The sequence below is a fragment of the Arthrobacter sp. TJ-265 genome, assembly GCF_058269135.1.
In genome coordinates this window covers 199,568-212,492 of the sequence record NZ_JBZCND010000002.1, presented here as the reverse complement: position 1 = coordinate 212,492, position 12,925 = coordinate 199,568, and the positions used below count along the sequence as shown (strand labels likewise).

The window sequence follows — 12,925 nt, the reverse complement described above, 5'->3', positions numbered from 1 at the left end:
TCCGCTGCGAGTTTCGAAAGTGGTGCCTGCGTGTTCCTTGACCTCAGCCTGGCTGCAACGACGATGACGCCGTCGGGCGATCCGACGCTGAAACCAGGGCTGGACCCGGCGTCCGTGACGCCCGGGACCCTCGGGTTCCTGGCCACCCTCTTCGTCGTCGTGCTGGTCATCCTCCTGATCCGCGACATGACCAAGCGCATCCGCCGCGTCCGCTACACCGCGGAGGTGGACCAGGCACGAGCCCGGCGCGAGGCCGGCGCCGCTGATCCGGGCGGCGCAGCCGACAGCGGGGCCGCCGGCGACGACCGCCGGGGTGGCGCGCAGGGCCCCGACGATGCCGGGCGGCCCATGCCCGGCGGGAAGCACGGCCCGGACAACCGCTAGGTCGCTGCAGTCAGGCCTGGACCGGGTTCAGGACGGCCAGCATGATCGCGATGAAATGCGCCGCGAAGGCCGCCACGGTGAAGGCGTGGAAGAGTTCGTGGAAACCGAACACGCGCAGCGAGAAGTTGGGACGCTTGATCCCGTAGAACACGGCACCCACGATGTAGAGCACGCCTCCCACGCAGATGAGGACGGCAGCGGCGACGTCGGCCCTGAAGAAATCGGGCATGTAGAACACCGAGCCGAGGCCCAGCGCCACGTAGATCGGGACGTACAGCCAGCGCGGGGCATCGACCCAGAGGTTGCGGAACAGCACCCCGGCGATCGCGCCGCCCCAGATGATCCACAGCAGCGTCTCGGCCTTCCCCGGCTCCAGCAGCGCCCAGGCGAGCGGCGTGTAGGAGCCGGCGATGACCAGCATGATGTTGGTGTGGTCGAGGCGTTTCAGCACCACCTTCACCCGGGGGCTCCAGTTCCCGCGGTGGTAGACGGCGCTGACGCCGAAGAGCAGCACGCCGGTGAAGGCGTAGATGGCGGAGGTGATCCTCAGTGCCGGCGTCGGCGCGAGCGCCACGAGGACGATCCCGGCCGCGACCGCCAACGGGGTCGCGACCGCATGGATCCAGCCCCGCCACAGCGGCTTGGCGGCCAGGGCGTCCGCGAGGGGTCCCGCCACCGAACCGACCGTGTCCTCGAGCGCCGCGGTGCGGCCGCCGGCGGTGTCCGACGGGCGGGAGTGGGGGGCCTGGTCGTGCGGGGTCATAGCCCGGATTCTAGCCCACGGCGATGCCTGCAGGCGGCGGCGGACGAGGCATGCGCAACACCTCGACGGCGGCGGTGCAGGTCTTTATAAGGCGACTGCCGGTACGGTAGGAAGAGGTATGCGCAAGGCGCCGGTGTTCCGTCGCGGCGACGCTCCGGACCCGCCGGAGCATGGACTCAGGAGGTGCTGCCGGGCGTGACGTGGAAGTTCCCCGAAGTCGGCTACAGCTTCTACGAGCGCAGGCTGCAGCGTCACCTCGCGCCCGAGCGGATCCCCCACCACATCGGTGTCATGGTGGACGGGAACCGGCGGTGGGCGAAGCTCGCGGGCGCTCCGACGAGCCACGGCCACCAGGCCGGCGCTGACAAGATCCACGAGTTCCTCGGCTGGTGCGAGGAACTCGGCGTCGACGTCGTCACGCTCTACATGCTCTCCACCGACAACATGGGCCGGCCCCAGGAGGAGATCGACCAGCTCCTCGACATCATCGCCAACACCCTGGACCGCCTGGGCGAGAGCAACCGGGTGCGGGTGCAGCCCGTCGGCGCCCTCGACCTGCTGCCGGAGGACCTCAGCGGCAAGCTCGTGGACCTCGCCGCCTCCACGGAGAGGATCGACGGGATCCACGTCAACGTGGCGGTGGGCTACGGGGGGCGGCGCGAGATCGTCGACGCCGTCAAGGAGCTCATGCGGGACGCCGCGGCCCGCGGGATGTCGCTGGAGACGCTCGCCGAGGAGCTGACGGACCAGCACATCTCCTCCCGCCTCTACACGCGCGGCCAGCAGGACCCGGACCTCGTCATCCGCACCTCCGGCGAGCAGCGGCTCTCCGGCTTCCTCATGTGGCAGAGCGCGTACAGCGAGTTCTACTTCTGCGAGGCCCTGTGGCCCGATTTCCGCCGCGTCGACTTCCTGCGTGCCCTGCGCGACTTCGGCCGACGCCAGCGCCGTTTCGGTTCCTGAGAGTTCACCGTTCCTTCACCACCGACACGACGCGTCCGGCGCGCACCGTACGGACGGGAGGCGTAGGGTCGAGCCATCGACGGGGGTTCGGATCCGTGCCCGCGTCAGCCCTACGACGTCGGGGTGGGCTCACCCCGGAGCGGAGTCCACATGGCCACAAGCACCACCGCACCATCGCCCGATGCATCGCACCACCGTCGCAGCTACGTCGTCGACACCTCGGTCCTGCTCTCCGACCCCCGCGCCATCCTGCGGTTCGAGGAACACGAGGTGGTCCTGCCCGTCGTCGTGATCTCCGAACTGGAGGGCAAGCGGAACGACCCCGAACTGGGGTACTTCGCGCGGAAGGCGCTCAGGCTGCTGGACGACCTGAGGGTGGCCCACGGCGGACTCGACCGGGACGTCCCCCTCGGCGACGAGGGCGGTACGCTGCGCGTCGAACTGAACCATGTCTCGCCGGACGTGCTGCCGGTCGGGTTCAGGAGCGGCGACAACGATGCGCGCATCCTCGCGGTCGCGAAGTCCCTCGCCGTCGAGGGACGGGACGTCACGGTGGTCTCGAAGGACCTGCCGCTGCGCCTCAAGGCGTCCGCGATGGGCCTCCGGGCCGAGGAGTACCGCAACGAGTTCGTCCGGGATTCCGGCTGGACCGGCGTGGTGGAACTCGACGCCACCGTCGAGGAAGTCGACACGTTGTACAGCCACGAGGCCGTGTTCACGCCGGCCGCGGCCGAGCAGCCGGTCAATACCGGCGTCATCCTGCTCTCGCCGCGCGGGTCCGCGCTGGGGCGTGTCGGGGCGGACAAGCACGTCCGCCTGGTGCGGGGTGATCGCGACGTGTTCGGGCTGCACGGCCGCTCCGCCGAGCAGCGCCTGGCCATCGACCTCCTGCTGGATCCCGAGGTGGGGATCGTCTCGCTCGGTGGCCGCGCCGGCACCGGGAAGTCCGCCCTCGCCCTGTGCGCGGGACTCGAGGCCGTGCTCGAACGCCGGGAGCACCGCAAGGTGGTGGTCTTCCGCCCGCTCTACGCCGTGGGCGGCCAGGAGCTCGGCTACCTGCCCGGCGGCGAGAACGAGAAGATGAATCCCTGGGGGCAGGCGGTCTTCGACACCCTCGGTGCGCTCGTGTCGCAGGAGGTCGTCGAGGAGGTCCTGGACCGCGGCATGCTGGAGGTGCTGCCGCTCACCCACATCCGCGGCCGGAGCCTGCACGATTCCTTCGTCATCGTGGACGAGGCGCAGTCCCTCGAGAAGAACGTGCTCCTGACCGTCATGAGCCGCATCGGGCAGCATTCCAGGATCGTCCTCACGCACGACGTCGCCCAGCGCGACAACCTGCGGGTGGGACGCCACGACGGCATCGCGGCCGTCGTCGAGATCCTCAAGGGCCACCCGCTGTTCGGGCATGTGACCCTGACGCGGTCGGAGCGCTCGCCCATCGCGGCCCTCGTGACGGACCTGCTGGAGGGCGCGGAGCTCTAGGTCATTCCACGATCCACGGCACGTGCCGGCTCACATCGCTCAGTTCGGGTGGCGCCGCCCGGAAGTAGTCGTCCGTCAGGTACTCGTCCACACCGAGGATCTGCAGGTCGTGGCCGGCGCCGCTCGACGGGCCGTCGAGCGCCGTCGTCGACACGCAGACCGCGGTGCCGACGTCGACGAGCACGCGTGTCCGCCCCTCGCCGATGAGGGGATGGCCGGGCGCGGTCGCGGTGTAGCCGGCGTTGGGCGTGAGCGTCGCGGCCAGCACCGTGCGGCCCGCGAACACCTCCTCGGCGAGATCCCCGATCTCCACCCGGTTGGCCCCCGGGAAGACCATCGCCACGGGTGCGTTCCCGGCGAGCTCCACCGGGTCCAGCATCGAGGACCAGCGCGGATCGCCGAAGACCGCCTCGCCGTAGGCGGCCTCGGGGCGGCGTCGCACCAACCCGGCGTCGTCGTACACGGGGGTCACGAGGCGCGGTGCGAGGAGCCAGGACTTCCGTGTGGCGCTCACGTACATGGCGTCGCGGGAGGTCTCGTTGCCGGTGGCCGAATGGAGGAGCGTGCCGTCCGCGGCCTCCACGCGCAGCGCCGCGGGTCGGCGCAGCCAGGCCATGAGCGGCGGTGCCGTGTCGCTGCCCGACTCCGACGGCGCACGCCAGGTGATGGTGAAGCGCAGGGTCTCCCAGCGCCAGGGTGAGGACCGGCAGAGCGAGCGGAACGTCTCCTCGGGGCTGGAACTGTGCTGGGCCGACATTTCCACAGTGTACCGTCGGTGCGCCGCCGGATCAGGGCCGTCGCATAGGTTGGAGCCGTGACCTCCGTGCTCGCCTACTACCTGGGCCGGGAGCCCGTCGCCTTCGTGCTGCTCGCCGCCGCCCTCGCGGGATTCGCCGTCGTCGGCGTGCGGCTGAGCGTCATCGACTGGCGCACCCACCGGCTCCCGGACCGCATCGTCCTGCCGTCCTACCCCGCGGCGGTCCTGCTCCTGGGGGCGGCCGCCGGGGCCGCGGGGGACTGGCACCGTATCCCGGGGATGCTGGGCGGGGGAGCGATCCTGCTGGTGGCCTTCGCGGCGCTGCACCTGCTCCACCCGCAGGGGCTGGGCTTCGGGGACGTGAAGCTCGCGGGGCTTCTCGGCCTGTATCTGGGGTTCGCCGGCTGGGACGAGCTCTGGTGGGGGACGGTCCTCGCCGTCGTGCTCGGCGGCGGGTGGGCCCTGTTGCTCCTGGCGGCGCGGCGGGCGACGCTGCGCTCGTCGGTGGCCTTCGGGCCGTTCCTCATCGCGGGAGCGGCCCTCGGCCTCGCTGTACTAGGCTGAAAATCATGCCTACCCCGGACTTCGTCCTCGCCCTGCGCCGCTCGATCGGCCATGCCCCTCTCTGGCTGCCGGGCGTGGGCGGCGTGGTGTTCGACGACGACGGGCGGGTGCTCCTCGGCCGGCGGGCCGACAACGGTGCGTGGGCCATCATCACCGGCATGGTGGACCCCGGCGAGGAGCCGGCGGTGGCCCTGCGCCGCGAGGTCGAGGAGGAGACCGGCGTGCTCGTCGAGGTCGAGTGCCTGCTGGGGACGAACGTCGTGGGGCCCATCACCTACCCCAACGGCGATGTGACGACGTTCCTGAACCTCGATTTCCGCTGCCGCTGGGTCAGCGGCACCGCCCGGGTCAACGACGACGAGTCGACCGACGTCCGCTGGTTCACCCCGGACGCCCTGCCCGACCTCAGCCCCCGGCACCTTGCCCTGGTGCAGGGGGCGGCCTCGTTCGACGGCGTGGCCCGTTTCGTGTCCTGACCTGTCCGCCGGCGCGCCCGTCGGGCGCCTCCGCAAGGGTCAGGCGCCGGAACGCTCCGGCGACCCGGCGGCGGCGCGCTCGCGCTCCAGGCGGACGGCCTCCTCCCCGCCGATCGCCTCGCCCCGCGCCACCATGCCCGACGTCGTCGACAGCGGGATCTCGCGCAGCAGGAGGGCGAGGACGAGGGCGATCACCAGGAACGGCACGAGGTAGAGGAACACGGGGGCCAGCGACTCGGCGTAGTCGCCCACGACGGCGTCGCGCACCTGGTCCGGCAGGGCGTTGAGCGTGGCAGGATCGAGGGTGGACGTCGCCTGGCCGGCGGCCTCCGGGTCGGCACCGAACGAGGCGAACGTCCCGTTGAGGCGCTCCGAGAGGCGGCTCGTGAAGATGGCGCCGAAGACGGCGACGCCGAGCGACGCACCGACCTCGCGGAAGTAGTTGTTGGTGCTCGTGGCGACGCCGACCATGGTCGGGGACACCGCGTTCTGCACCACGAGGACGATCACCTGCATGATGAGGCCGAGCCCCGCGCCGAAGAAGAACAGCATGGTGCAGATGACCCAGATCGGCGTGCCGGCCGTGAGCGTCGACATCCAGACCAGGGTCAGGAGGGTGATCGAGACGCCGGCGATCGGGTACCTGCGGTACCGGCCGGAGCGGGAGATCGCGATCCCGGACCAGATCGACGTGCCCATCAGGCCCACGATCATCGGGACGAGGAGCAGCCCGGACACGGCGGCGGACGTCCCGGAGGCCATCTGCAGGAAGGTCGGCATGAAGGCGAGGGCTGCGAACATGCCGAGGCCGAGCGTCAGGCCGATGCCGGTGCTGGTGACGAACGTGCGGTTGCGGAAGAGCTCCAGCGGGATGATCGGGTCCTCCGCGCGGCGTTCCACGAGGATGAACGCGACCGTCGCCAGGACCATGCCGGCCCCGAAAGCCCAGGTGAGCGGCGAGGTCCAGCCCTCCGCGGCGTCCCCGCCGGAATCGGTGAAGAAGATCAGGCACGTCGTGGCGACGGACAGCAGGACGACGCCGGGGATGTCGATGCGCTTCGTGGCCTTCTTGGACGGCAGCCGCAGGGTGAACCAGGCGATGGCGAAGGCGGCGATCCCGATGGGGATGTTGATGTAGAACGCCCAGTTCCACGTGAGGTGGTCCACGAAGTAGCCTCCGAGCAGGGGGCCGGCGACGGCGCTGAGACCGAAGATGCCGCCGAGGGGGCCCATGTACTTGCCGCGCTCGTTGGCCGGGACGATGTCGGCGATGATCGCCTGCGAGAGGATCATCAGCCCGCCGCCGCCGAGGCCCTGGATGGCCCGGAAGATCACGAACGCCCAGAAGTCCGTGGCGAAGGCGCAGCCGATCGAGGCGATCGTGAAGAGCGCGATGGCGAAGAGGAAGAGGTTGCGGCGCCCGAGGACGTCGCCGAACTTGCCGTAGACGGGCATCACGATCGTGGTGGCGAGGAGGTATGCCGTCGTGATCCACACCTGGTGCTCGACGCCGCCGAGCTGGCCGACGATCGTGGGCATGGCGGTGGAGACGATGGTCTGGTCGAGGCTGGAGAGCAGCATCCCGGCGATGAGCGCCGAGAAGATGATCCAGATGCGTCTCTGGGTCAGGAGGAGCGGGCCGTCCTGCGCCGTCGGTGTACTCATGTCGTGTCCTGGTTCTGGTTCTGGAGGGCGGGAGAGGAGGGGAACAGGTAGCGCAGGGCGTCGATGTTCCGGCGGATGACGTCGGGGTAGGACAGCTCGTTGCCCTCGGCGAAGAACTCGTCGAGGGACCGGCGGGCGAGACCGCCCAGCACGAAGGTGGCGACGCGGGGCACGGGATGCTCCGCGGGCAGGCCCTCCCTGACGGCGATGAGGTCGACCAGCAGCTGGGCCTTCGACTCGGCCCGGGCGAACAGTTTCGCGATGAGCTGTGGCTCCCGGTGCAGGACGGCGGACATCAGCCGGTACTCCTCGCGGGAGATGGCCATCCGTGCGCCGAACTCGGCGAGGAGATCGGTGAGGGCGTCGAGCAGCGGCTTCGGCGGGACGGTCCGCCCCGACGCGACGAACCCGTCGAGGATCTCCTGGGGCAGCACCTCGTCGGAGGAGCCGAGGACGGCGTCCTCCTTGGAGGGGAAGTAGTTGAAGAACGTCCTGCGGGAGATGCCGATCTCGTCGCAGAGCTGCTCGACCGTGAAGCCGGCGAGGCCGTGCTCGAGCGTCCGACGGCGGGCCGCGGCCACGAGGGACGCGCGAGTCCGGCGGCGCTTGCGTTCCCGCAGCCCTACGTCCTCATTGTTTGCACTGTCAGGCATGGAGTACATATTTGCACTCTGGCTCAAAGAGTGCAAATTGTTGCTGCACACGAGAGAGGGGCGCACCCGCATCGGGGACGCCCCTCCCGGAGCCGGTCCTGCCCTCGCGTCAGGCCTGCGGGGGCCGTGTCATCGAGAGCACGTCCAGCGCAGAATCCAGCTGCTCCTCGGTCAGCTCGCCGCGCTCCACGAAGCCCAGGGCGACGACGGCCTCGCGCACGGTGAGACCCTCGGCAACCGCCTTCTTCGCGATCTTCGCCGCGTTCTCGTACCCGATGTGCTTGTTGAGCGGCGTCACGATCGAGGGGGACGCCTCGGCGAGGAAACGCGCGCGCTCGACGTTCGCCGTGATGCCGTCGATCATGCGGTCCGCGGACACGCGCGTCGAGTTGCTCAGCAGGCGGATGGATTCCAGCACGTTCCGGGCGATCACGGGGATGCCGACATTGAGCTCGAACGCGCCGTTCGTGCCGGACCACGCCACGGTGGCGTCGTTGCCCACCACCTGCGCGCAGACCATGATGACGGCCTCCGCGATCACGGGGTTCACCTTGCCGGGCATGATCGACGAGCCGGGCTGCAGGTCGGGGAGGGCGATCTCGCCGAGGCCGGTGTTCGGGCCGGACCCGAGCCAGCGCAGGTCGTTGTGGATCTTCGTGAGCGACACCGCGATGGTGCGCAGCATGCCGGAGACCTCGACGAGGGAGTCGCGGTTGGCCTGCGCCTCGAAGTGGTCGCGTGCCTCGGTGAGGGGGAGCCCGGTGTCCTCGGCGAGCAGTTCGATGACGCGCGCCGAGAAGCCCGCCGGGGTGTTGATGCCGGTGCCGACGGCGGTGCCGCCCAGCGGTACCTCGGCCACCCGGGGCAGCGAGGCCTCGATGCGCTCGATGCCGTAGCGCACCTGGGCCGCGTAGCCGCCGAACTCCTGGCCGAGGGTGACCGGGGTGGCGTCCATGAGGTGGGTGCGCCCCGACTTGACGACGGTCGCGAACTCCTCCGCCTTGCGCTCGAGAGCCTCGGCGAGGTGCGCCAGCGCCGGGATGAGGTCCTTGACGAGCGCCGAGGTCGCGGCGACGTGGACGGACGTGGGGAAGACGTCGTTCGAGGACTGCGAGGCGTTGACGTGGTCGTTCGGGTGCACCGAGGTGGAGCTCCCGGCAGCCTCGAGGGCGCGGCTCGCGAGGGTCGCGATGACCTCGTTCGCGTTCATGTTCGACGACGTCCCGGAGCCCGTCTGGTAGATGTCCACCGGGAAGTCGCCGTCGTACCGGCCCGACGCCACGTCCTCCGCCGCCGCCTCGATGGCCCGCGCGCGCTCCTCGTCGAGCACGCCGAGCTCGGCGTTGGCCGTCGCGGCGGCCTTCTTGATGCGGGCGAGCGCCTCGATGTGCGCGCGCTCGAGGGTGGTGCCGGAGATCGGGAAGTTCTCGACGGCCCGCTGTGTCTGCGCCCGGTAGAGGGCGTCGACCGGGACACGCACCTCACCCATGGTGTCGTGTTCGATGCGGTATCCGACGGTCTCCGCGCCGGGCGCGGCGCCCGTCGTCGAGGTGGATTCAGGACCGGCTGCAGGCGTTGGAGTCATGCCGCAATTCTTACCGCTGCTCTACAGTGCGCCAAATCCTGACACCAGCACGGCGTTGCCCTCGTCCAGTCGGTAGGAGACTCCGATGACGGCGACCGTCCCGGTCTCGACGGCGTCGGAGATGACGCGGGAGCTGTCGACCAGCCGCCGGGCGGTCTGCTTCGTGTGCTCGACGACCGTCGTGTTGACGTCGGTGATGCCTGCGCGCCGCGCCGTCAGGACGGACGGCGTGATCCGCTCGACGAGGTCGCGGAGGAAGCCCGTGGGCATGTCCCCGGTCTCGACCGCGTCCATCGTCGCGGTGACGGCGCCGCAGCTGTCATGGCCGAGGATCACGATCAGGGGGACGCCGAGCACGCTCACGCTGTACTCGAGCGAGCCGAGGACGGCGTCGTCGATCACCTGCCCGGCCGTGCGGACGACGAAGACGTCACCGAGGCCGAGGTCGAAGATGATCTCCGCGGCCAGCCGGGAGTCCGAGCAGCCGAAGATGACGGCGAAGGGGTGCTGGTCGTTCACGAGCGCGGTGCGGCGGGAGGCGTCCTGGTTGGGGTGCGAGACGTCGGAGGCCACGAAACGCGCGTTGCCCTCCTGCAGTCGCTGCCAGGCGGCGGCGGGAGTCAGTTGCTGGGTCACGCCGCCCACTGTACTGTCTCCGTCCGTCACGAGCCGTCCGTGTCCGAAGATGACAGGCGCTCGGCCTCCTCGACGGCATTCTGCCGGACGTCCTCGACGACGGCCTCGCCCACGGTGTCGAACTCGGTGAGGGAGGCCTCCCCGTTGAGGATCACCGTGGCGCCGTCGACCTCCGATGTCAGCACCGTGTCCCCGTTCGGTGCGTCGAGGAGCTCCCAGTCGAGCCCGCCGATGGTCCGTGTCCCCGAGACCTGCGCGTCGCCGATGCGCTGCGCCGTCCAGGTGGGGTTCGCGTCGTCGGTCTGGGTGAGCTGGATGAAGCCCGTGTCCGCGGTGAGGAACCCGACCTCCCAGAAATCGACGGCGTCGCTGCGTCCGGTGACCCAGCGCGCGTAGTTGGAGGTCCAGCCCTCCGGCAGGGCGGGCGACGCCGGGAGGTAGCCGGCGTCGCCCGCCGCCTGGCGGGCCACGGTCTCGACGTCGATGTCCCGCTGGTAGGTGTCCGCGGTGTACGTGGGATTCAGGAAGTAGACGGGGAGGACGACGGCGATGGTCGCGCCGGTGGCGATCAGCATGCCGCGGGCCGTGGAGCTGGCGCGCTTGGCCTGGTTCGGGCTGAGCGTGATGGGCGGGGCGTCGTCGTTCAGCTCCGCGGCGAGACGGGCGTCGTCGGCCGGTCGCCGTGCCTGCTGCACGGCGGGCTGCACGGTCGGGCCCTGCCCGTCCCCGGAGCCCGGTCGTGTCCCGGGGGTCGTCCGCTCGTTCCCTTGATCGCTCACCCCTCCATTTTCGCTGATGCCGGCCACCGCACCTAACGGACGCTCGTCCGCGGCGCTGCATGTGCGCGTCATGACCGGGCACGGCGCCGTCGGCGCGCCTATGATGACAGCACCGGACAGGTACGCCCGCGTGCCCACCGATCACCTTCGACGATGAGGATAGACGTGTCCCAGAACGCTACGAATGCCCAGTACTCGACACTGTCACCGGCCCTGGCCGTCGGGGACAAGGAACCGGACCGGAACCTCGCGCTCGAACTGGTCCGCGTCACGGAGGCCGCGGCCATCGCCGGCGGCCACTGGGTCGGGTTCGGTGACAAGAATCTGGCCGACGGCGCCGCGGTGGACGCCATGCGGTCGCTCCTGCAGACCGTGCACTTCAACGGCATCGTGGTGATCGGGGAGGGCGAGAAGGACGAGGCCCCCATGCTGTTCAACGGCGAACGCGTGGGCGACGGCAGCGGACCCGAGTGCGACGTCGCCGTCGACCCGATCGACGGCACCCGCCTGACGGCGCTGGGCATCAACAACGCGCTCGCCGTGCTCGCGGTCGCGGAGCGGGGCTCGATGTTCGACCCCTCGGCCGTCTTCTACATGGAGAAGCTCGTGACCGGGCCCGAGGCCGCCGACATGGTGGACCTGCGCCTGCCGGTCAAGCAGAACCTGCACCTCATCGCGAAGGCCAACAACAAGAAGGTCAGCCAGCTCAACGTCATGATCCTGGACCGCGACCGGCACAAGCCGCTCGTGGAGGAGATCCGCGCGGCCGGCGCGCGCACCAAGTTCATCATGGACGGAGACGTCGCCGGGGCCATCGCCGCGGCCCGCGAGGGCACGGACGTCGATGCCCTGATGGGCATCGGCGGCACCCCCGAGGGGATCGTGGCGGCCTGCGCCATCAAGTCCCTCGGTGGCGTCATCCAGGGCAGGCTCTGGCCCACGAGCGACGAGGAGAAGCAGAAGGCGCTCGACGCCGGCCACGACCTCGACCGCGTCCTGTCCACCAACGACCTCGTCACCAGCGACAACTGCTACTTCGCCGCCACGGGCATCACCGACGGCGACCTCCTGCGCGGCGTGCGGTACAGCAAGGACAAGGTCCTCACCCAGTCCATCGTCATGCGCTCGAAGTCCGGCACCATCCGCGTGGTCGACGGCGAGCACCAGGCCCACAAGTGGGAGACGTACGCCCGCGTCAGGGACTAGCGGGCCGGGCGCTGCCGGGTCAGCGGCGGAGCGCGCCGCGCACCCGGGCAGGCAGGGTCCGGGCCGCGCCGACGCCGCGACGGGCGGCTTGCGCCCCGGTCCGGGCCAGCTGGTAGCCGCGGTAGCGCAGCTTCCTCACCGGCAGGTCCCAGGTCCCGGGGTAGGCGACCTCCCGGCCACCGAAGGATTTCTTGAACGCCGTGAAGCCGGCCCACTTGTGGTCCGGCTGGTCCGCGGGGGCGACGCCCCAGAGGTCCACCTGCTGCAGGCCCTTGTCCCGGGCGTCGGCCATGAGGGTGACCAGCAGGGGGATCCCGGCGCTGAGCTTCCGGTGGGTGTCGTCCAGTGCGGCGTGGGCATAGGTCCGCGTGTCCGCCGAGTCATAGGTGAGGGCGGCGGCGATCGGTTCGCCGTCGAGCTCCGCGATGAAGAGGGTCGCAGCGCCGGCGGGCATGAGGGATCGGGCCACCTGCGTCAGGTAGTCGTCGCTCTGCGGCTTGAAGCCGTTGCGCGCCGCCGTCAGGTGCAGGAACCTCAGCAGGACCGGGATCTCTGCCGGGTCCTGGCTGGACCGGAAGGTCACGCCCTTCTTGTGGATGTTCCGGTACAGATTGCGGTTCACCGGCTTCATCTCCGCGAGGACGTCCTTGAAGTCCCGGTCCAAGTCCACGACCCAGGTGAGCTCCGGCTGCTGGTTGGCCGGGGCCGGCCGGAGGCCGCGCGTGCGCAGGAGGGCGGCGGGATCGGCCTCCGGGAGGCCGGCATCCACCGGCTCGATCCTGACGAACACGGCCCCGCAGCTGCGGGCGAGGTCCGTCAGTGCGGCCAGGGCGGCGTCGAACGCGGCCAGGGAGGTGGCCGTCGGACCGTAGGGGGCGTAGAGCAGGGTCCCTGCGGGATTGCGCTCCTCGATGGCCAGGAAGCGCCAGCCGGGGCCCGAACGCTCGTGGACGGTGCGTCCCAGGTCGCGCTGGAGTGCGCCCCACGGCGGGCTCTGCAGGAAGTGGTCCAC

At 70.4% G+C, this 12,925-nt stretch carries 14 protein-coding genes; 6 read left to right on the top strand and 8 right to left on the bottom strand.

Annotation, left to right across the window (positions count from 1 at the left end):
• Positions 1-30 precede the first annotated feature (30 nt).
• Entirely contained in the window at positions 31-384 is a 354-nt protein-coding gene (locus AC4D2E_RS09530) for a hypothetical protein (protein ID WP_490952447.1), read from the top strand.
• Between the two features lie 10 nt (positions 385-394).
• On the opposite strand, the gene trhA is transcribed toward AC4D2E_RS09530, so the two are convergent.
• The gene (trhA, locus tag AC4D2E_RS09525; protein ID WP_490910781.1) at positions 395-1,147 is read right to left on the bottom strand and encodes a PAQR family membrane homeostasis protein TrhA; all 753 of its coding nucleotides are present in this window, start codon (positions 1,145-1,147) and stop codon (positions 395-397) included.
• A gap of 195 nt (positions 1,148-1,342) precedes the next feature.
• On the opposite strand from trhA, the gene AC4D2E_RS09520 reads away from it, so the two are divergent.
• Both AC4D2E_RS09520 and phoH2 read left to right on the top strand, forming a co-directional pair.
• Positions 1,343-2,110: an isoprenyl transferase gene (locus AC4D2E_RS09520; RefSeq protein WP_104168810.1), complete on the top strand. Its 768-nt coding sequence runs from the start codon at positions 1,343-1,345 to the stop codon at positions 2,108-2,110.
• A gap of 150 nt (positions 2,111-2,260) precedes the next feature.
• Positions 2,261-3,592, top strand: coding sequence for an RNA 5'-3' helicase PhoH2 (phoH2, locus tag AC4D2E_RS09515; RefSeq protein ID WP_104168437.1), 1,332 nt, complete (start codon positions 2,261-2,263; stop codon positions 3,590-3,592).
• 1 nt (position 3,593) lies between these two features.
• On the opposite strand, the gene AC4D2E_RS09510 is transcribed toward phoH2, so the two are convergent.
• Positions 3,594-4,349, bottom strand: a complete 756-nt coding sequence (locus AC4D2E_RS09510; RefSeq protein ID WP_490952446.1) for a hypothetical protein — start codon at positions 4,347-4,349, stop codon at positions 3,594-3,596.
• A gap of 57 nt (positions 4,350-4,406) precedes the next feature.
• Between AC4D2E_RS09510 and AC4D2E_RS09505 the strand changes: the two genes are divergently transcribed.
• Positions 4,407-4,913 carry a prepilin peptidase gene (locus AC4D2E_RS09505; RefSeq protein ID WP_490952445.1) on the top strand — a complete coding sequence of 169 codons (507 nt, stop codon included), beginning with the start codon at positions 4,407-4,409 and terminating at the stop codon, positions 4,911-4,913.
• 5 nt (positions 4,914-4,918) lie between these two features.
• On the top strand, positions 4,919-5,389 hold the full coding sequence (locus AC4D2E_RS09500; protein WP_104168434.1) for an NUDIX hydrolase: 471 nt from the start codon (positions 4,919-4,921) through the stop codon (positions 5,387-5,389).
• A 39-nt stretch (positions 5,390-5,428) separates the two neighbouring features.
• Here the strand turns inward: AC4D2E_RS09500 and AC4D2E_RS09495 are convergent, their stop codons facing one another.
• The 5 genes from AC4D2E_RS09495 to AC4D2E_RS09475 form a co-directional block, all read right to left on the bottom strand.
• The gene (locus tag AC4D2E_RS09495) at positions 5,429-7,054 is read right to left on the bottom strand and encodes an MDR family MFS transporter (protein WP_490952444.1); all 1,626 of its coding nucleotides are present in this window, start codon (positions 7,052-7,054) and stop codon (positions 5,429-5,431) included.
• Positions 7,051-7,707, bottom strand: coding sequence for a TetR/AcrR family transcriptional regulator (locus AC4D2E_RS09490; protein ID WP_490952443.1), 657 nt, complete (start codon positions 7,705-7,707; stop codon positions 7,051-7,053). The genes AC4D2E_RS09495 and AC4D2E_RS09490 overlap by 4 nt, the downstream gene beginning before the upstream one ends.
• Before the next feature lie 109 nt (positions 7,708-7,816).
• Positions 7,817-9,292: a class II fumarate hydratase gene (locus AC4D2E_RS09485; RefSeq protein WP_258069962.1), complete on the bottom strand. Its 1,476-nt coding sequence runs from the start codon at positions 9,290-9,292 to the stop codon at positions 7,817-7,819.
• 21 nt (positions 9,293-9,313) lie between these two features.
• On the bottom strand, positions 9,314-9,928 hold the full coding sequence (locus AC4D2E_RS09480) for a carbonic anhydrase (protein ID WP_104168808.1): 615 nt from the start codon (positions 9,926-9,928) through the stop codon (positions 9,314-9,316).
• Between the two features lie 26 nt (positions 9,929-9,954).
• Positions 9,955-10,707 carry a DUF4245 domain-containing protein gene (locus tag AC4D2E_RS09475; RefSeq protein WP_490910775.1) on the bottom strand — a complete coding sequence of 251 codons (753 nt, stop codon included), beginning with the start codon at positions 10,705-10,707 and terminating at the stop codon, positions 9,955-9,957.
• A 153-nt stretch (positions 10,708-10,860) separates the two neighbouring features.
• Here AC4D2E_RS09475 and glpX point away from each other — a divergent pair, with 153 nt between their 5' ends.
• On the top strand, positions 10,861-11,913 hold the full coding sequence (gene glpX, locus AC4D2E_RS09470; protein ID WP_052274139.1) for a class II fructose-bisphosphatase: 1,053 nt from the start codon (positions 10,861-10,863) through the stop codon (positions 11,911-11,913).
• Positions 11,914-11,932: 19 nt separating this feature from the next.
• Here glpX and AC4D2E_RS09465 read toward each other — a convergent pair whose 3' ends face one another.
• The gene (locus tag AC4D2E_RS09465; RefSeq protein ID WP_490952442.1) at positions 11,933-12,925 is read right to left on the bottom strand and encodes a lipid II:glycine glycyltransferase FemX; all 993 of its coding nucleotides are present in this window, start codon (positions 12,923-12,925) and stop codon (positions 11,933-11,935) included.

Bases quoted from the DNA above. Each gene is read 5' to 3' on its own strand.
- phoH2 (WP_104168437.1), top strand. From the start codon at position 2,261: ATGGCCACAAGCACCACCGCACCATCGCCCGATGCATCGCACCACCGT.
- AC4D2E_RS09490 (WP_490952443.1), bottom strand. From the start codon at position 7,707: ATGCCTGACAGTGCAAACAATGAGGACGTAGGGCTGCGGGAACGCAAG.
- AC4D2E_RS09500 (WP_104168434.1), top strand. From the start codon at position 4,919: ATGCCTACCCCGGACTTCGTCCTCGCCCTGCGCCGCTCGATCGGCCAT.
- AC4D2E_RS09510 (WP_490952446.1), bottom strand. From the start codon at position 4,349: ATGTCGGCCCAGCACAGTTCCAGCCCCGAGGAGACGTTCCGCTCGCTC.
- trhA (WP_490910781.1), bottom strand. From the start codon at position 1,147: ATGACCCCGCACGACCAGGCCCCCCACTCCCGCCCGTCGGACACCGCC.
- glpX (WP_052274139.1), top strand. From the start codon at position 10,861: ATGAGGATAGACGTGTCCCAGAACGCTACGAATGCCCAGTACTCGACA.
- AC4D2E_RS09485 (WP_258069962.1), bottom strand. From the start codon at position 9,292: ATGACTCCAACGCCTGCAGCCGGTCCTGAATCCACCTCGACGACGGGC.
- AC4D2E_RS09495 (WP_490952444.1), bottom strand. From the start codon at position 7,054: ATGAGTACACCGACGGCGCAGGACGGCCCGCTCCTCCTGACCCAGAGA.